Source organism: Kitasatospora sp. NPDC005856, from assembly GCF_040629945.1.
GTDB lineage: Bacteria > Actinomycetota > Actinomycetes > Streptomycetales > Streptomycetaceae > Kitasatospora.
The window spans coordinates 1-17473 of sequence record NZ_JBEXWT010000033.1 but is presented as its reverse complement, the minus strand read 5'-3'; the positions used below and the strand labels follow the sequence as shown (position 1 = coordinate 17473).

Genomic DNA, 17473 nt, shown 5'->3' with positions numbered 1-17473 from the left:
TTCCGTAACCACTTTTAGCTTCCGCCCTTTCTATCGGCGGGGGCTTTTTGTTGTGTTTCCATTTTCCCTATTGATTTATCTCATAGTTTTTGGTATAAGCGGAGGTGGAGAATTCATTCTCCAAGTTCTTTGAAAACGTACCTAGTTGAAAGCGGTGAAAACAGACCATGGCTAATTCTGACCATGTGGCTCGTGTGCTCGCTGGAGATAAAAATCTCCGCGAGGCGGACCTTCGAGGGGCAAACCTCCGTGGGGCAAACCTTCGTTGGGCAGACCTCTGTGAGGCGGACCTCTTTGTGGCAAACCTCCGTGGGGCGGACCTCTTTGTGTCAAACCTCCGTGGGGCAAACCTTCGTTGGGCAGACCTCCGTGAGGCTGACCTCAGCAGGGCAAACCTTCGCGGAGCTGATCTCTGCGAGGCAGACCTTGTTGGAGCTGATCTTCGTGGGGCAAAGCTCTATGGGGCGGACCTCCGTGGGGCGGACCTCAGTGAGGCGGACCTCAGCGGTGCGGATTTCTACGGGGCGGACCTCAGCGGGGTAAACCTTCGTGGAGCACAGCTGAGCGTTTCAGCTCGGCAGTATGCCCGAGAGCAAGGAGCAATCCTCTAACGGGCCTGAGACAAACAACAAACCCTCTCACCGAAAGGAGGTGAGACCGTGACGATGACTCCTGAAAGGTTGGCCGCAATCAAGCGAGAGCTTGATGAAGCCGAGGTCCAGCACGAAAAGGCTGATAGGCAGCATATTGCAGCTGCCTTTCGGTACAACGAAGCCGAGAGGAAGCATGAGGAAGCCGAAAAACGGCTCTCTCTACTTCAGATGCAGTACAACATCGCTCTTGATGAGCTCAACCGCGAGCAGTAGTTCAACCAACCCTCTCTTTTGAGAGGAGGTGAAAACCATGGGTCAGACTGGTCACTCAAAGAGTGACGAGCCCTCGGTGAAGCCAAAGCTAATGCCGTGGCTGTGGCCTGAGGATGAGCATCCCGAGGAGGATGACAGCGGCGTTGAGTATCAGCCGCACGAGAGCCCGAAGGCCATTGAGTCGCAAGACGGCAAGGTCGCCGGTCGGGCGCCATTTCTCAAATAGGAAGGTTTCACCGAGAGGAGGTGAATGCCATGACTCCTGAGGAAGTCGAAGAACTCAAGCAGCAGCTTGAGGAAGCAACACGGAAGTATGTCGAAGCCCGCTTGCGGTGCAATGATTTCGACCAGCAGTATCTCGAATCCCATAAGCAGCGTGAGGAAGCCGGAAGGCAGCTTGACAAAGCCGTGGGTAAGTACTGGGAGGCTCTTCGCGGACTCAACCGCGAGCAGTAGTTCAACCAACCCTCTCCTTGAGAGGAGGTGAAACACCATGACGGAGCGAGCGCTCATAACACTCGCCGTTTTCCTGGCTCTGGGATTTCTTCTGGGATTCTTCTTCAATGCGCCACGAAGAGGCTTGGAGAATCTCATGTCTACATTCCTGGCTATCCTGCCAGGGGTTGCACTAGCCACCCACTGGTTTTCCGGGTCTTCCTACTGGGGCGTCCTTTGCGTAGGGTCATTCATTAATGGATTGGCCAGGAGCATTGGGCGTGACCAGCGCGAACGCCGCAGGGATCGCCGCAACAACTAGATACACAACAGAACAACAGGAGTCCACGTAGGACTGGCTTGAGCATATGCGCTCATGACTAGCGCCTGCGGGGCTTTTTCTATAAATGGGGGTCTTTGGATGTGAAAACACGATGTGCTTTATTAAGCGCGCACCTGGCTAACAAGCCGCTTCACAACCTACGACCCCCTTTTTCTTGGCTTCGTTTCAGCGGCCTGGAGGTTTTACCCACCTCACGCGGCTGGGGCCCCGCAAGCAGAGAGGCCAGATCGGGCTCTTGCGGGCAGGCGGGGCTGCCCGATCCGCTGGTGAGCGTACGGCCTCCCCGCTCCCCCAACCGCGTCAGGACATCGGCCAAAGCCTCCAGGCCTTCGAGCCTGCCGGCCTATCCGCGGCTTGCCTGCCAGTCGTTGAACCCTCCGGGCGCGTTCTCTGGGGGAACCAGCTCCCAGACCCGCTTGATCTGTTCTCGGCCGCCCCTGACCGGGCGGACGAAGACTCCGAAGGAGTGAACGGACATGATCCGCATGAATTCACCAGTCTTAAGGAGCGTGACCACCTCTCCCTCCTGCGGCGTCCAGCTCTTCTCCGTGGTGGCGGCCGGCGGCGGGGAGGGCTCGTTCTTGGTGCTCATGCGCTAGCTCCTTGGGGAAGTGTGAGGGGGGAGGGAGCTGTTCGGCGGTGGGTTCGTCCAGCAGGTTGGTCAGCAGCCGGACGTCAGCCGAGCTGGGGATCACTCGACCCGTCCAGCGGGCGTGGAGCATCAACGTGTCTGCGATTGCTTGTGCGGTCCGGGCGTTGCACCCGCCGAGGTAGACGTAGCCGCCCTCCCGCAATCCCTGAACCTCGGGGGCCGCGTCCAGCGAGGGCAGGCCCGGCAAGCCGTTCAGGGAGAGCGCAGTCCGCAGGGCAGCGGCAGCGGTCTCGGCCTCGTGGTGGTGATCCCGGCGGACGTCCGCCTCGTTCTCAAGCTCGGTCATTGCTGCCTGTCCCTTAGCTTGAAACAGCACTGCTCTTTCCGCTTTGGACGGTAGGAGCAGGCTGTAAGACGCCTCAACAAACTTGCTTCAACTTGCTCGCTGTTCAGCCGAGTGAGGCAATGGCCGCGGTGATCAGGGCGCGAGCTTCAGCGCCATAGACGGCAATGCTCGCCAACTCGGCGAAGGCCTGGCCGTACTCACTAAGATCGGCCGGCTGGGTGACAGTGAGGTGCGCGGAGACCAACTCCACGTTGACCTGCTCATCGTCATACATGGTGAACGACTCCACCGGCCAGCCCGCTCCGCGGGCTACGCCAAGCGGGATGACGCCCAGGCTCACTGCTGGCAGGGCACCGGAGGTCACGGCGATCAGGTGACCCAACTGTCCGATAAGGATGTCGCGGGTACCGATGACGGTTCGCAACACCCACTCCTCGATGAGAAAGGCGAACCGGTGGTCACCGCTTCGAAGTACCTGCTGGCGCTCCATCCGCACAGCCAGGGCGTTCTCCACATCGTTCTGTGTACCCCGGACGGCAACGACCGTGTTGAGAACTGCCCGGGTGTACTCGGAGGTCTGGAGCAGGCCAGGGATCACCCAGGACTGGTACATCCGGAAGCGGTGCGTACGTTCAAACAGCGGGCGGACGCTCTCCTGCGCGTGCTTGAGGCCGGCCCGCTCCAGCCTCCTCCACTCGATGTACATACCCTCGATGCCCCGAAGCGTTTCGATCAACTCGGTCGCTTGCTCGGGAACCCCGCAACAGGACGTCCACATCCTGATGTCAGCCTCGGACGGGGTGGTCCGCCCACTCTGTAGCTTGGAGCACTTCGACTCGTGCCACCCGGCGGCCTGGGCCAACGCCCGCGCGCTTAGCCCGCAGTCTCTACGGATGTCACGCAGGCGCTGCCCAAGAGCACGGCGAGCGTCTTGAACGCTCGATGAGGACGAGGATGAGGACACGGAGGGTTCTCTGCGGAGATCAGTGAAGTCGGTAGAGCTCGTGTGGAGTTGCTCGTTCCCAGACCGCCTCAAACGCCGATGAGCACAGCTTCACCACCGCCGGGTTGGTGGTTACCTCATCATCCAGGAAGTCGCCTTCACCGCTGAAGTGGTGAATCATGGCGAGCCGGCCATCGATCAACCAGAAGTCGTTACCCGGCAACGCCAGGTCGGTGGCTTGCCTGCGCGGGAGCCAACGGACTTGCTCGCCGGAGGCGAGGTTACGGAACGTGACGTCATGCTCAAACCGGACATACTCGCTCACCGGCTCTGAGACAACCCGTGCCCTCCGGACATCCACGCCCCGGCGGGTGACCTCGCTCACCAGCTCAAGCCACGGACTCCACCATGACCCTCGGTCGCCCTGGTCGTACCGGTGGCCTGCCTGCCAGCGCAGGAACATCGGGTCGTCCCGCATGTACCCATCGCGCAGCTCCAGGTGAAGCGCCGAGGTCTGGCAACCACGCAGCAGTTCCTCAAGCGTGGGTGCTGCCGCCACCGTTAACCTCCGGGAAGAACTGCATCATGCGCTTGGGGAACTCAACGACATCTTCGTTGTCCGGCAGGTCCAGCTGCGAACGCCGCTTCTCGTCCGGCACCTTCCACCCCTGGATGAGGTAGTTGTCCGTCTCCGAGTCGTAGTACACGGTCGGCGACTTGCCCTCGGGGCTGTTGGGGTCCTGACCGAGTTTTTGCAGTGCCATGGTGAGTCTCCTTGGCGGTCGTGGTCGATCACTGTGACTGAGCTTGCACCATCTACAACTGCGGCACACCCAACTTGCTCGAACTTGCTCAGCAAGCATTCTTTTATGCAGTTTTTCCGGGAATGTCGACTTCGCCCAACTCTATTGCCATATTGACAAATTGCGTCAACTTTGCCATATTTGGTAGTAGTTGCGCAATATGGATATCAATGCAATTGTCAGACATTTCGGACTCACTGAGCATCCGTTCATCACAAGCCCTGATCCGCGGTTCCTGTACTTCTCGTCCCAGGTTCGAGAGGCCTTGGCCAAATGCGAGTTCATGGCCCGTGACCGCATTGGTCCGATCTACATGTACGGCCCCATCGGCTCCGGCAAGACCTCCTTGGTTCGCCGGCTCCACGAGAAGCTAAGCCAGGACGAGCGCTTCAACGTCAAGCTGCTCATCTCCCCTAACCTGAAAAGCAGCAATGCATTTCTCCGGTTGGTCATGGAGAGCTTTGACGTGAAGACCGAGCGTTCCTATGCCGCCTCCCTGGGAAACTTCGAGGCCTTTCTTCTCCAGCAGTTCGAGGACGACAAGATTCCGGTTCTTCTGGTCGATGAGGCTCAGTACATGACCCGCGAGCAACTCAAGCTTGTCCACTACCTGCTGAACTTTGAAACCAACAAGACCAAGCTCTTACAAATCGTGCTGGTCGGACAGGAGGAGTTGGGAACCAAGATTGTAAATTACCGTGAGCTGGCATCCCGCATGTTTCCTATCGCCATGAGTGCCATGTCCCTTGAGGACCTTCGCGACATGATCCAGTTCCGTCTTACTGTCGCAGGCCGGCGCGACTCCTTGTTTGAGGAGTCGACCGCCGAGCAGGCCTATCACCTGCTCTATGCCTACACCAAGGGGCTTCCTCGTGACGCCATTAAGGTGTGCTTTGAACTGCTCATCGATCTTGCCGTTCAGGGTTACACCCACGCGAGCCCTCAGCAAATCGAAGAGATAGCTAAGGCGCAGAACCTGCGCATCTAATCATGGGAAGATTCGATAAGCTCACACAAATAGCAAAAGCACAGGACGGGAAAGTAAGCGTTACGTCTCCGGATGATCTCCGTGGATCGGTTTTCTTCTCCGAAGCAAGGCGCAATGAAGGCAATCGGGTACCGGCCCCGGTACCGGTACTAGTACCAGACCCGGAACCCCTCCAATTCAAGAAGCGGCTAATTATTCGCCGGTACCCCGTGGATCCGTTTGAAGATCAAGTAGTAGCTCTTGATGCACTTTCTGCGGCGGAGAAGAGTCGGGGCCTGACAGGTAGTCGAGCCGCCATGGTCCGTGACGCCTTGGATATTTACTTTGTACTTCGGCCAATTCTAGACCAGAAATCCCGGAAGGGTTACCGCGGGACGATCACCGAGCTCTTCGCAGAAATCCTTGCAGCCTCCTCCAGAGACCACTAGTTCTTGCGTACCGGTACCGGTACCGGTTCTGGTTTCCAAAGCCTTTCAGTTGTCACCAGCAAAATACCTTTTCGAATTTTCATAAAGGAAACGAAGGACTGAGAGGTACCGGTACTAGTACCGGTACCGGGCCGGGCCCGGTACCTAGGCCGGTGCCGGGGCCGGGACTGTGCAGGCAAGGTTTTATCTGCTTCACTGATTACGGAGCTCCAGCGGTAGTGAGATTTCACAGCTGGATTACTGACGCACGTTGGCTATAAGGCACTCGGTTCATCACCGGGAGAGCATGAGACACTGATCCCGTTTTAAACAACACGCCAACACGAATTTTCGTTGCTACGCAACGGGGAGAAAAGCGGTCAGGCTACCAGTAATCGTTACCCCCGGGGATTTAAGGGGGAGGGGTCGTTGCGCCCTTGAGTACCTGGGCTGTCGCCGCGAGTGGTCCTAACTAGCTCGATCCGCAAAGCACTGCATCACTCCTTTGCGCTTTGTATCAGCCGACCGGGAAGTGAGTAAGGGAGTTGATCGAGCAGGCCTGTTACTCGGGTCGGGTGGTGTACCGCCTCTGGCCGGTACGTGAGCCGGTATGACCGGCGGTAGCAAGGGGAGCGCCCTTCGGGCGGTTGGTAGCTGGAAGGAAAGGCCCGCTGACCAGCGGGTTCGGGTGGCTTCAAGACGGGGGGAGTCAGCCGCGCCCCAGGGGTGATGCCAAGCTCCCTGCGGTCGGTGGCGCGGCTGACTCCCCCCGTCCTCTACGCCTGCACATGGTTTCGCAATGGCCCTTCGGGCAAGTTGCAGGCTTCGAGTCCACCCCCAAGGGGGGACACAGTGGCTGGCTCGGCGGCATTCCTTCCAGACCTTCCTTCCGCCGGCCAGCAATGAGCCGCTGACGCGGATGAGTGGGATCGCGTTGCGATCAACGGAGTGGTGGCGTTGCCACCCGCGATCCTTGGGCTCGTGCCGAGCTGTGCAGCTGGTTCTTCTCGGCCTGCCGGGCGGGGTGTTCCGGCAAGCGAAGTGCCGGTCAAGGCTCGCCACGAGAGCCCTGGTGCTGATTAGTGGGGCAGCTAGAGCTGGGTGGGGGCTTCTGGTCAGTTTTCGGACAGCTGAGGGTTCTGCGGGTACCCAAACTGTTCGCTTTTGTTGGTTCCAGTAGGTTTATCGGCCATCTGTTAGGTAATACTGCTATTACCCGCAGGCTAGCTCTTTTCGTGCAGTCGAGCGCTTCGTGATTTTCCAGCTGACTCTTCGAGGGGTTGGTGCTTGATGCAACCCACGCTTGATGAGATTCGATCTTGGGCAGCCACCGTTGACGTCCCGCGTGTGGCATTGGCCCTGGGTATTTCCCGATCCCACCTGTACGAGTTGATCAAACGGGGAACCGTACCCTTTCGGGTCGTTCAGTTTGGCAACCGATACCGGGTGATCACCGCATCGCTCATCGCCTACCTGGAGGCGTGCTAGGCCCAGGTATCACACCACCAGGGGGGACTTCACCTAAGCACGGTGCGTAATGGCTGATCCCATCAGAAAGATAACCCTTAAGAACGGCACGGTGCGCTACCGATTTGTCATCGATGCGCCGCCAGGGCCGGACGGCAAGCGTCAGCAGATTCGCCGGACTTTTGACACGAAGAAACAAGCTCGGGACGATTACGCTCGGATTCGCCATGAGCGCGCGACTGGAAGCTATGTCGCGCCGTCCAAGATGACGGTGAACGAGCTGTTGGAGCTGTGGCTTAAGAGTGCCATTCGTGACGTGGAAGAGGCGACTGCCACCAACTATTACGCCACCTTGCGACCCGTGCGCGAGTTTCTCGGACACATGCGGATTCAGCAACTGACTGAGGAGGATGTCGAGGCGCTTATTGACTGGATGGCGACCAGCGCTCGTCAACGCGGAGGGACACCGGGAACAGGGCTTGCCGTATCCACCATTCAAGTTACAGTGAGTCGGCTTCGCGCCGCGCTGACACTTGGAATTCGCCGCGGGTGGTTGGTCCGAAATGTTGCTCAGTATGTCCGGGTGACGCGTGAGGTGAAGAACAAGGCGGCCCAGACAAGGCAGGCGCGCCGTCCGTGGGACGAGAGCGAGGTTCACGCCTTCATCGAAGGAAGCAAGGACGACCGCCTCTTCGGCGCGATGCTCTTGGCGCTTATCGCTGAACGGCCGGCTGAGGTGTGCGGTGCTCGATGGGAGGAGGACGTCTGGCTTGGGGAGTCGGAGGGGACGATCGCCGTTGGCAATACGCGGACCCTCGTCTACGACCGGAGTCGACCGTTTATGGAACGGACCAAGGTGGTGGAAAAGGGGCCTAAGACGGATGCCGGCGGGCGGGTGCTACCGCTGCCGTCTCCAGTGTTTCGGGCGCTCAAGGCAACCCGTGTCGGCCAGCTTCGTGAAAAACTCGCGGCAGGGGAGGCGTACGAGGAATCGGGCTACGTCATTGTGGATGAGTTGGGTAGGCCGCTGAAGACGAACAAACTCCGGCGTGAAGCGTACCGACTGATGGCGCAGGCAGGGGTGCGCAAGGTTCGCTTGTATGATGCCCGCCACGCCGTCCTCTCCTGGATGGCGAACAATGGCGTGCCAGACACGGTGGTCTCCGCGTGGGCTGGTCATACCGACTTGTCCTTCACCAAACGGGTCTACGTGCATCCCGATCCGCAGAGTCTCAAGGCAGGCGCAGACAAGCTGGGACAACTGCTCGGATGAGGAAAAGATCGTTAGCGAATGTGACCAAATGTGACACAAGCAACCTCTTGATAACAGCTCCCTCGGCCAAACTCCTTGGAAACTCGCCGTTCTGAGGCAGTAGCGAGGGGGCTGTTATTTGTGACCTGCGGAAATGTGGTGAGGTGGCTGCCAAAGACGCCCCTGAGGAGCAACATTGGCCCGCCGAAGGAGGGCCGCGCACCACCGCTCGACCGGGGCCGACCACCGCTCGACCGCCGCCGACCGCCGCTCGACCACCACCGACCGGAACCCGTGCTACGCCCCGTACCGGTGCTTGAGGTTCGGGTCGTCCAGCCACCACGGCCGCATCCCGGTCTCCTCCTCCTCGGGCCGTCCCGCCGCCCGCGCCTGCGCGGCCGCCGCCGCGAAGCGGGCGTCCAGCTCGGCGTCCACGGCCTCGGTCTCCTCCCGCCCCTGCACCACCATCCGCCGCACCAGCGCGGCCAGGAACGGCAGCCCGACCAGGTCGCCCAGCACCCAGAACGCGTTGCCGCCCCAGGTCTGGTCCTGCGCCAGGCTCGGCCCCCACGGGCGCCCGAGCGCCAGGTAGTAGTGCTCGGCGACCAGGTGGCCCCCGTAGATCAGCACGATCCCGAGGCCCGCATCGAAGATCACCTCGGCGAAGGTGATGAACAGCCCGACCAGGTGCGGGTACTCGTGCCCGACCGGGTCGAGCTGCAGGCGCGGCCAGAAGTACGCCAGGCCCAGCAGCACCAGTGCCAGGTGCAGCACCACGTTCCCGATCCCGCTGGACACCGACCACGCGTACCAGGGCGTGAAGTAGAGCAGCCACGGCGGCGCCATCAGCAGCGCGGTGGAGACCGCCGGGAACATCAGCACCCTGGACGGGCGGCTGCGCAGTGCCCGCAGGACGCGCCCGCGCCGGGCCGCCGGCGCCGCTTCGACCAGCAGCGAGACCGGTGCGCCGAGCGCGAGCAGCAGCGGAACGACCATCAGCAGCAGCACGACCTGCACGGCCCGGTCGGTGAAGAGGATCCGCTCGTACACGCCGAGGCCGGAGCAGGTGCACCAGACCCACAGCAGCAGCCCGCCGAGGAACGCGGCGGTACGGGTGGGCTGCCAGCGCCCGCCGCCGGAGCGGGCCACGGGCCGCCCACCGCCGGCCCCCGGGTCCGCCCGCCCGCCGCCCACGACCGCCCGCGCACCCCCGGCCCGGTTGACCTTGCGCACCGCCGCCAGGTACCAGACACCGAGCAGCACCGACAGCACCAGCACCAGCGGTTCGGCCGTCCAGGAGGTCGCCAGGTCGGACCACCGCCACGGCGGCGGCCCGCCGTAGGCGAGCACCGAGCCGGGACCGCCCACCGGACCGACCACCGGACCACCCACCGGACCGACCGCCGCGCCGTCCACCACTGCGTTCATCGCCCGCTCACCTCGTCCGTCCCGGCGGCCCCGGCCGGTCGGGCACCCCACGCCGGAGCCCCGGCGCCCGGCCATGATGTCCCCGCGGGTGGGCCCCGCCGCACCCGGGCCCCCCTCTATACCCGGGCCTGAACAGGGCTTTACCGAGCCCCGAGAAGGTTTTGCCCAGGCAAAGTTCTGCCCCGGGCCCGCTCCTTCCGGCAACCGCGGCGAGGACCCGGACGTCTGGCAGGGTGCGCCGACGGCGGGACCCGCCATGCGCTCGACCGAGGGATGACGAACAGGTGCGAACCACTGCACGCGGCGACGGCCGCCGCCTCGCTGCGCGCCACCGCACCATCGAACTGGGCCTGCTGGCCCTCGCGGTGGCCGTCTGTCTGGCGGGACACGTCGACGCGGACCTGGCGCTCACCGGCCGGATGCCGCCCGGGCTGCTGGTGCACGGCCTGTCGCTGGGCGCGCTGGCCGGGGCGGCCCACCTGGCGGTGCGCCGGTTCGCCCCGTACGCCGATCCGCTGATCCTGCCGCTGGGCGTCTTCCTCACCGGCTTCGGGCTGGTGCTGCTGGACCGGCTGGACTTCAGCTACAAGGCCGCGCACGCCGCCAAGGGCGACTACCAGAAGCTCCCGGCCGCGCCCTCCCAGCTGATGTGGGTGTTCGTCTCGGTGGCGGTGGCCCTCGCGCTGATCGTCCTCGTCAAGCACCACCGCTTCTTCCAGCGCTACGTCTACCTGCTGATGGCGGGTGCGCTGGTCCTCCTGGCGGCGCCGGTGTTCTCCCCCGGCGACAGCTTCGGCGCCAAGCGCTGGATCCGGCTGTTCGGGCTCTCCTTCGAGCCGGACGAGTTCGTGAAGGTCGCGATCACGATCTTCTTCGCGGGGTACCTGATGGCCGCCCGGGACGCGCTGGCGCTGGCCGGGCGGAAGGTCCGGGGGCTGACCCTGCCGCGCGGACGGCACGCCGGCCCGGTGCTGGCGGTCTGGGTGGTCAGCCTGCTGGTGCTGATCTTCGAACGGGACCTGGGCACCTCGCTGATCTTCTTCGGCGTCTTCGTCGTGATGCTGTACGTGGCGACCGAGCGCACCAGCTGGGTGGTGCTCGGCCTGCTGATGGCGGTCGGCGGCGCGGCGGTGGTCGGCACCGTGGAACCCCATGTGCACGGCCGTGTCGAGGCCTGGCTGCACCCGCTCGACTACTACAAGCCGGTGCACGACAAGGCGATCTCCGAGCAGCCCGCCGAGGCGCTGTTCAGCCTGGGCACCGGGCACCTCACCGGAACCGGCCTGGGCTCGGGACGGCCCTGGCTGATCGGCTTCGCCGGCCGCAGCGACTTCATCTTCACCACCATCGGCGAGGAGCTGGGCCTGGCCGGGGTGACCGCGATCCTGCTGGTCTACGTGCTGCTGATCCAGCGCGGTCTGCGCACCGCGGTCGGCCTGACCGACCCGTTCGGCAAACTGCTGGCCACCGGCCTGTCGGCGGCGCTGGCGCTCCAGGTGTTCGTGGTGGTCGGCGGGGTGAGCGGGCTGGTCCCGCTGACCGGCAAGGCACTGCCGTTCCTGGCCGCCGGCGGTTCGTCGCTGCTGGCGAACTGGCTGATGGTGGCGCTGCTGATCAAGCTGAGCGACTCCTCCGGGCGCACCGCCCTGGACCCGCCCCCGCCCTCCCCGGAGCCGTTCCCGGCCCAGGCCCGCCCGGTCGAACGGCCCTGGCGGGCCGATCAGCCCACGTCCGCCCCGCCGCCCTCCGACGCGTTCGACCCGTCCGCCCCGCCGCCCTCGGACGCGTTCGACCCGTCCGGCACGTACGGCCCTTCCGGCGCGGACGACCCCTCCACCCCGACCTAGCCGCGCCCCGCCGAAGCCCTCCCACCGCGCCGGGCCGCCCCCTGACCCGCCGTCCGCACCTCACCTCACCCCGCCCGGTCTCTCCACCCCGCCCCACCCCACCGACACGACGCCATCCCACCGACACGACGGGGCCTCCCCCGCACCCGCGGGAGAGGCCCCGTCCTTCGCCGCTGTTCCGCTCCGCCTACCGCTCGTCCCACGGCGGCCGGGGCGGTCGCGGCGGATACCCCGGCACCTGCTGCCCGGGCGGCCCCTGCGGCGGCCCGGAAACAGGCCCCGGCCCAGGCCCCACCGGCCCGGAACCAGGCCTCCCAGGCCCCGACCCCGGCCCCACCGGCCCGGAGCCGGGCCCCACCGGCCCGGCATCGGGCCCCGCCTGCGCCCCCTGCGGCGGCCCGGCCGGCCGGTCGCTGTCCGGCGGCGGCGGTGCGGGCCGGTGGTGCGGCCCGCCGCGGGCGGTGAGCCGGCCGCGCACGTTGTCGGCGGCCAGCACGTCGGCCCACCGCTCCGGGTACTCGGAGGGCACGTCGAGGTCCTCGCCCTCGTCCTCGCCCCACTCCTCCTCGACGCCCTCGGCGAGCCCGAGCTCGCGGGCGCGCCGGGCCCGTTCGACGGCCCGCCGGGCGGCGACCTCGCGGACCACCGCGGCGGCCGCCTCCTCGTGGGCGCGTTCGTTCTCGGCGCGCGCGTCGGCGGTCTCCAGGGTGGGCCAGCGGCGGTCTATCGCGGCGTTCATCGCGGCGCCGATGAGCACCGCGAGCGCCACCACGAAGATCCACAGCAGGACGGCCACCGGCGCCGCCAGCGAGCCGTACACCGAGGGGCCCTCGACCGAGCTGACCAGGTAGACCCGCAGGCCGATGCTGCAGAAGACCAGCACCACCAGGGCGACCAGGGCGCCGGGGACGTCCTCGCGCCACGGGGTCGAGACGGGGACGGCCAAGTGGTAGAGGGTGGTCAGCGAGACGATCAGCAGCACGATCGCGACCGGCCAGTAGAGGGCGCCGACCAGCCCGGCCACCCCCGGCACGGCGTTCTCCACCAGCCCCGGCCCGGCCATCAGCAGCGGCAGCACCAGCGAGCCGATCACCAGGGCGCCGAAGTAGAGGCCCAGCGACATCAGGCGGGTCTTGACGATGCCCCGCTTGCCGTCGAGCCCGTACATGACGGTGATGGTGTCGATGAAGATGTAGAGCGCCCTGGAGCCGGACCACAGCGACAGCAGGAAGCCGATCGAGACGAGGTCGGGCCGGGTGTGGTCGAACACCCCGTTCAGCAGCGGGACCACGACCTCCTTGACGGAGGAGTCCGACAGCACCGTCCCGGCGGCCGAGACGATGTCGTGCTTGAGCCGGTCGATGGTGCCCGCGCCGAGGAACTCGTCGAGGTAGCCGAGGGTGCCGGCCAGGCCGAGCAGCAGCGGTGGGATGGACAGCAGGGTGAAGAAGGCCGCCTCCGCGGCGAGCCCGGTGACCCGGTACTCGACGCAGGTGTTGGTGGTGTCCTTCACCAGTTCCCACGCCGTACGGCGCCAGGTGGCCTGTTTGGCCGCGCGTCGGGAGCCCTTGCCCCGGCGCCGGGAGGGCCGTTCGGCGTTCGCTCTGCTCGTATCGCCTGCTGCTTGCACAGGGCCCACCGTATCGGGCCGGGGCCGCGCGGTTGATCTCCCCGGGGGTACGGGCGCGTGGCCGGACGCCCGGGCGGGGAACGGCGGGAACGTCCGAATGTCCCACATGACGAAACCTCAGCGTCCAGTATTCGGATGTTAGTGGACCGCGAGTCCCGGGCCATGCGAATCTCTTGCCATGTCTAGCGCCGGAACCACCCTGGTAGGTCGACTCCACGTCGATCTCCTTCGCGTGTCCAGCGCCATCTGTCCGGTGACCTGAGCCCCACTCCGCCGCACCACCGCACCCGGCGCCGAACCCCCCGCCATCCCCGCCGCAGCGGATGCGCAGGCGCCCGCCCGGTCCCGGTCACTGCCCTCAAGGCCTTGAGAAATCCGCAGGTCAGAGTGGCACCGCACGGCCGAGCACGCCCCGCGACCCATTCGGCGCCAGCGCCACCTGCCCCGAAGGACTTCACCATGGCCACCTCCCCCGAGACCGTCGAGCCCCCGGCCGACCGCGCCGCCGAGCGCCGCCCCGCGGCGGCCCGCAAGGTGACCCGCCACCGCGGCGAGGGCCAGTGGGGCATGGGCCACTACACCCCTCTGAACGCCAACGAGCAGTTCAAGAAGGACGACGACGGTCTCAATGTGCGGACACGTATTGAGACGGTCTACGCGCACCGGGGCTTCGACTCGATCGACCCGGCCGACCTGCGCGGCCGGATGCGCTGGTGGGGGCTCTACACCCAGCGCAAGGAGGGCATCGACGGCGGCAAGACCGCGATCCTGGACCCGCACGAGCTGGACGCCGAGTTCTTCATGCTCCGCGTGCGCATCGACGGCGGCCGGCTGACCGTCCCCCAGCTGCGGGCGGTCGCCGAGGTCTCCGAGCAGTACGCCCGCGGCACCGCCGACCTGACCGACCGGCAGAACATCCAGTACCACTGGATCCGGATCGAGGACGTCCCGGCGATCTGGCAGAAGCTGGAGGCCGTCGGCCTGTCCACCACCGAGGCCTGCGGCGACACCCCGCGCGTCATCCTCGGCTCCCCGGTGGCCGGCATCGCCGAGGACGAGATCGTCGACGGCACGCCCGCCATCGAGGAGATCCAGCGCCGCTTCATCGGCAACCCGGACTTCTCCAACCTCCCGCGCAAGTTCAAGAGCGCCGTCTCCGGCTCCCCGCTGCTCGACGTCGCCCACGAGATCAACGACGTCTCCTTCGTCGGCGTGGTCCACCCCGAGCACGGCCCCGGCTTCGACCTCTGGGTCGGCGGCGGACTGTCCACCAACCCCAAGCTGGGCGTGCGGCTGGGCGCGTGGGTCCCGCTCGACGAGGTGGCCGACGTCTACGGCGGCGTCATCGGCATCTTCCGCGACTACGGCTACCGGCGCCTGCGCAACCGCGCCCGGCTGAAGTTCCTGGTCGCCGACTGGGGCGTGGAGAAGTTCCGCCAGGTGCTGGAGGACGAGTACCTCAAGTACCGGCTGGTCGACGGCCCCGCCCCGGCCGAGCCCGCCGCCCGCTGGCGCGACCACGTCGGCGTGCACAAGCAGAACGACGGCAGGTACTACATCGGCTTCGCGCCGCGCGTCGGCCGGGTCCACGGCAAGCTGCTCGGCGAGATCGCCGACCTCGCCGCCGCCCACGGCAGCGACCGGGTGCGCACCACCGCCGAGCAGAAGATGCTCATCCTCGACATCGCCGAGGAGCACGTCGAGTCGGTCGTGGCCGGCCTGGAGGCGCTCGACCTGCGGGTCACGCCCTCGCCGTTCCGCCGCGGCACCATGGCCTGCACCGGCATCGAGTACTGCAAGCTCGCCATCGTCGAGACCAAGGAGCGCGGCCGCACCCTCATCGACGAGCTCGAGCAGCGCCTGCCGGACTTCGCCGAGCCGCTGACCATCAACATCAACGGCTGCCCGAACGCCTGCGCCCGCATCCAGGTCGCCGACATCGGCCTCAAGGGCCAGCTGGTCACCGACGAGAACGGCGAGCAGGTCGAGGGCTACCAGGTGCACCTCGGCGGCGCGCTCGGCCTGGAGGCCGGCTTCGGCCGCAAGGTCCGCGGCCTCAAGGTCACCAGCGCGGGCCTGCCCGACTACGTCGAGCGCGTGCTGACCCGCTACCGGGCCGACCGCACCGAGGGCGAGCGCTTCGCCCAGTGGGCGGCCCGGGCGAGCGAGGAGCAGCTGTCGTGAGCGAGCGCAGCCGGCGGACCGTGCCCCACGAAGCGACCGCCGAGCGAAGCGAGGTGGGCGCATGAGCGAGCGGGCCGCCCCCTTCTTCTGCCCCTACTGCGGGGACGAGGACCTGCGTCCCTCCGAGGCCGGACACGGCGCCTGGGAGTGCCACGGCTGCCGCCGCGCCTTCCAGCTGAAGTTCCTCGGCCTGCTGTCACCGACCAACCACGGGGGTGCGTCCCATGAGCAGCACCGCGACTGACCACGCGTCGCTGGCGGAGAAGGCCGGCCGCGAGCTGGAGGAGGCCTCCGCGCAGGAGGTCCTCCGGTGGGCCGCGGACACCTTCGGCGAGCGGTTCTGCGTCACCTCCTCGATGGAGGACGCGGTCGTCGCCCACCTGGCGTCCTCGGTGTTCCCGGGGGTGGACGTGGTGTTCCTGGACACCGGCTACCACTTCCCGGAGACCATCGGGACGCGGGACGCGGTGGCCGCGACCATGCCGGTCAACGTCATCACGCTCACCCCGCTGAAGACCGTGGCCGAGCAGGACGCCGAGTACGGGCCGCACCTGCACGACCGCGACCCGGACCTGTGCTGCGCGCTGCGCAAGGTCGAGCCGCTCAACCGGGGCCTGGCCGGCTACGACGCCTGGGCGACCGGGCTGCGCCGCGACGAGTCCCCGACCCGGGCGAACACCCCGGTGGTCTCCTGGGACCCGAAGCGCCGCAAGGTCAAGATCGCGCCGATCGCCCGCTGGACCCAGCAGGACGTGGACGCCTACGTCGCCGAGCACGGCGTGCTGCTCAACCCGCTGCTGTGGGAGGGCTACCCCTCGATCGGCTGTTCCCCGCTGTCCTGCACCCGCAAGCCCGCCGAGGGCGAGGACGCCCGGGCCGGCCGCTGGTCCGGCTCCGGCAAGACCGAGTGCGGCATCCACCTCTGACCAGTCATCACCCCCACCCCCAGGTAAGGAAGACCCCGTGACAGCACATGCCCTGGCCGCCGACGGAGCCGCAGAGGCGGCCCCCACGGCCGCCCCCTGCGAGCGCGGCGCCACCGTGTGGCTGACCGGGCTGCCCAGCGCCGGCAAGACCACCCTGGCCTTCGCGCTGGCCGACCGGCTGCGCGCCGAGGGCCACAAGGTCGAGGTCCTGGACGGCGACGAGATCCGCGAGTTCCTCTCCAAGGGCCTCGGCTTCTCCCGCGAGGACCGGCACACCAACGTCACCCGGATCGGCTTCGTCGCCGAGAAGCTGGCGGCCAACGGCGTCAAGGTGCTCGCCCCGGTGATCGCCCCGTTCGCCGACTCCCGCGCCGCCGTGCGCGAGCGGCACGAGGCGGCCGGCACCGCGTTCCTGGAGATCCACGTCGCCACCCCGGTCGAACTGTGCGCCGAACGCGACGTGAAGGGCCTGTACGCCAAGCAGGCGGCCGGCGAGATCTCCGGTCTCACCGGCGTGGACGACCCGTACGAAGCCCCGCAGACCCCGGAGCTGCGGATCCAGACGCAGGGCCGCGAGGTGGCCGACTCCGCCGCCGAACTGCACGCCTTCCTGACCGAGAGGGGCCTGGCATGACCACCGTGACCGACAGCCCGGTCCGCACCGACGACAACCCCTTCGCGCTGTCGCACCTGGACGCGCTGGAGGCCGAGTCGGTGCACGTCTTCCGCGAGGTCGCGGGGGAGTTCGAACGCCCGGTGATCCTGTTCTCCGGCGGCAAGGACTCCATCGTCATGCTGCACCTGGCGCTCAAGGCCTTCCACCCCGCGCCGGTCCCCTTCTCCCTCCTGCACGTGGACACCGGGCACAACTTCCCCGAGGTGATCGCCTACCGCGACCGCGTCGCCGCCCGGCACAACCTTCGCCTGCACGTCGCCCACGTCCAGGACTTCATCGACGACGGCCGGCTGCGCGAACGCCCCGACGGCACCCGCAACCCCCTGCAGACCGTCCCCCT

At 66.2% G+C, this 17473-nt stretch carries 19 protein-coding genes and 1 pseudogene; 12 read left to right on the top strand and 8 right to left on the bottom strand.

The window, feature by feature from the left end:
* Positions 1–167: 167 nt before the first annotated feature.
* Positions 168–611, top strand: coding sequence for a pentapeptide repeat-containing protein (locus ABZ449_RS20915; protein ID WP_360347716.1), 444 nt, complete (start codon positions 168–170; stop codon positions 609–611).
* Positions 612–659: 48 nt separating this feature from the next.
* Positions 660–866, top strand: a complete 207-nt coding sequence (locus ABZ449_RS20910; RefSeq protein ID WP_360347714.1) for a hypothetical protein — start codon at positions 660–662, stop codon at positions 864–866.
* 150 nt (positions 867–1016) lie between these two features.
* Here the strand turns inward: ABZ449_RS20910 and ABZ449_RS20905 are convergent, their stop codons facing one another.
* From ABZ449_RS20905 to ABZ449_RS20880, 6 genes and pseudogenes are all read right to left on the bottom strand, one after another.
* Positions 1017–1460, bottom strand: a complete 444-nt coding sequence (locus tag ABZ449_RS20905; protein WP_360347711.1) for a hypothetical protein — start codon at positions 1458–1460, stop codon at positions 1017–1019.
* Between the two features lie 527 nt (positions 1461–1987).
* A complete protein-coding gene (locus ABZ449_RS20900) occupies positions 1988–2236 on the bottom strand; it encodes a hypothetical protein (protein WP_360347708.1) in 249 nt (82 codons plus the stop codon).
* A 449-nt stretch (positions 2237–2685) separates the two neighbouring features.
* Positions 2686–3288: a DUF5753 domain-containing protein gene (locus tag ABZ449_RS20895; protein ID WP_360347891.1), complete on the bottom strand. Its 603-nt coding sequence runs from the start codon at positions 3286–3288 to the stop codon at positions 2686–2688.
* A gap of 48 nt (positions 3289–3336) precedes the next feature.
* Positions 3337–3546 (bottom strand): annotated as a pseudogene (locus ABZ449_RS20890) (helix-turn-helix transcriptional regulator); the annotation flags it as partial.
* 19 nt (positions 3547–3565) lie between these two features.
* Positions 3566–4084 carry a DUF6879 family protein gene (locus tag ABZ449_RS20885; protein WP_360347706.1) on the bottom strand — a complete coding sequence of 173 codons (519 nt, stop codon included), beginning with the start codon at positions 4082–4084 and terminating at the stop codon, positions 3566–3568.
* On the bottom strand, positions 4062–4289 hold the full coding sequence (locus ABZ449_RS20880; protein ID WP_360347703.1) for a hypothetical protein: 228 nt from the start codon (positions 4287–4289) through the stop codon (positions 4062–4064). The genes ABZ449_RS20885 and ABZ449_RS20880 overlap by 23 nt, the downstream gene beginning before the upstream one ends.
* A gap of 199 nt (positions 4290–4488) precedes the next feature.
* Between ABZ449_RS20880 and ABZ449_RS20875 the strand changes: the two genes are divergently transcribed.
* From ABZ449_RS20875 to ABZ449_RS20865, 3 genes are all read left to right on the top strand, one after another.
* Positions 4489–5316 (top strand): AAA family ATPase, encoded by an 828-nt coding sequence (locus ABZ449_RS20875; RefSeq protein ID WP_360347701.1) that lies wholly within the window; start codon positions 4489–4491, stop codon positions 5314–5316.
* A gap of 1697 nt (positions 5317–7013) precedes the next feature.
* Positions 7014–7211 carry a helix-turn-helix domain-containing protein gene (locus ABZ449_RS20870; RefSeq protein ID WP_360347888.1) on the top strand — a complete coding sequence of 66 codons (198 nt, stop codon included), beginning with the start codon at positions 7014–7016 and terminating at the stop codon, positions 7209–7211.
* Positions 7212–7260: 49 nt separating this feature from the next.
* On the top strand, positions 7261–8463 hold the full coding sequence (locus tag ABZ449_RS20865) for a tyrosine-type recombinase/integrase (protein ID WP_360347698.1): 1203 nt from the start codon (positions 7261–7263) through the stop codon (positions 8461–8463).
* A 276-nt stretch (positions 8464–8739) separates the two neighbouring features.
* Here ABZ449_RS20865 and ABZ449_RS20860 read toward each other — a convergent pair whose 3' ends face one another.
* Positions 8740–9870 carry a cytochrome c oxidase assembly protein gene (locus tag ABZ449_RS20860; RefSeq protein WP_360347695.1) on the bottom strand — a complete coding sequence of 377 codons (1131 nt, stop codon included), beginning with the start codon at positions 9868–9870 and terminating at the stop codon, positions 8740–8742.
* Positions 9871–10154: 284 nt separating this feature from the next.
* Here ABZ449_RS20860 and ABZ449_RS20855 point away from each other — a divergent pair, with 284 nt between their 5' ends.
* The gene (locus ABZ449_RS20855) at positions 10155–11717 is read left to right on the top strand and encodes an FtsW/RodA/SpoVE family cell cycle protein (protein ID WP_360347692.1); all 1563 of its coding nucleotides are present in this window, start codon (positions 10155–10157) and stop codon (positions 11715–11717) included.
* Positions 11718–11904: 187 nt separating this feature from the next.
* On the opposite strand, the gene ABZ449_RS20850 is transcribed toward ABZ449_RS20855, so the two are convergent.
* A complete protein-coding gene (locus ABZ449_RS20850) occupies positions 11905–13347 on the bottom strand; it encodes a YihY/virulence factor BrkB family protein (protein WP_360347689.1) in 1443 nt (480 codons plus the stop codon).
* A 178-nt stretch (positions 13348–13525) separates the two neighbouring features.
* Here ABZ449_RS20850 and ABZ449_RS20845 point away from each other — a divergent pair, with 178 nt between their 5' ends.
* From ABZ449_RS20845 to ABZ449_RS20820, 6 genes are all read left to right on the top strand, one after another.
* Positions 13526–13609: a putative leader peptide gene (locus ABZ449_RS20845; protein ID WP_318264789.1), complete on the top strand. Its 84-nt coding sequence runs from the start codon at positions 13526–13528 to the stop codon at positions 13607–13609.
* Between the two features lie 197 nt (positions 13610–13806).
* On the top strand, positions 13807–15531 hold the full coding sequence (locus tag ABZ449_RS20840) for a nitrite/sulfite reductase (protein WP_360347686.1): 1725 nt from the start codon (positions 13807–13809) through the stop codon (positions 15529–15531).
* A gap of 61 nt (positions 15532–15592) precedes the next feature.
* Positions 15593–15775: a hypothetical protein gene (locus ABZ449_RS20835; RefSeq protein WP_360347684.1), complete on the top strand. Its 183-nt coding sequence runs from the start codon at positions 15593–15595 to the stop codon at positions 15773–15775.
* The gene (locus ABZ449_RS20830) at positions 15756–16457 is read left to right on the top strand and encodes a phosphoadenylyl-sulfate reductase (protein WP_360347681.1); all 702 of its coding nucleotides are present in this window, start codon (positions 15756–15758) and stop codon (positions 16455–16457) included. The genes ABZ449_RS20835 and ABZ449_RS20830 overlap by 20 nt, the downstream gene beginning before the upstream one ends.
* Positions 16458–16509: 52 nt before the next feature.
* Complete coding sequence (gene cysC / locus ABZ449_RS20825; RefSeq protein WP_360347885.1) at positions 16510–17091, top strand: adenylyl-sulfate kinase; 582 nt, start codon at positions 16510–16512, stop codon at positions 17089–17091.
* On the top strand, positions 17088–17473 hold a 386-nt coding region (locus ABZ449_RS20820; RefSeq protein WP_360347679.1), incomplete at its 3' end, for a phosphoadenosine phosphosulfate reductase family protein. The genes cysC and ABZ449_RS20820, both read left to right, overlap by 4 nt.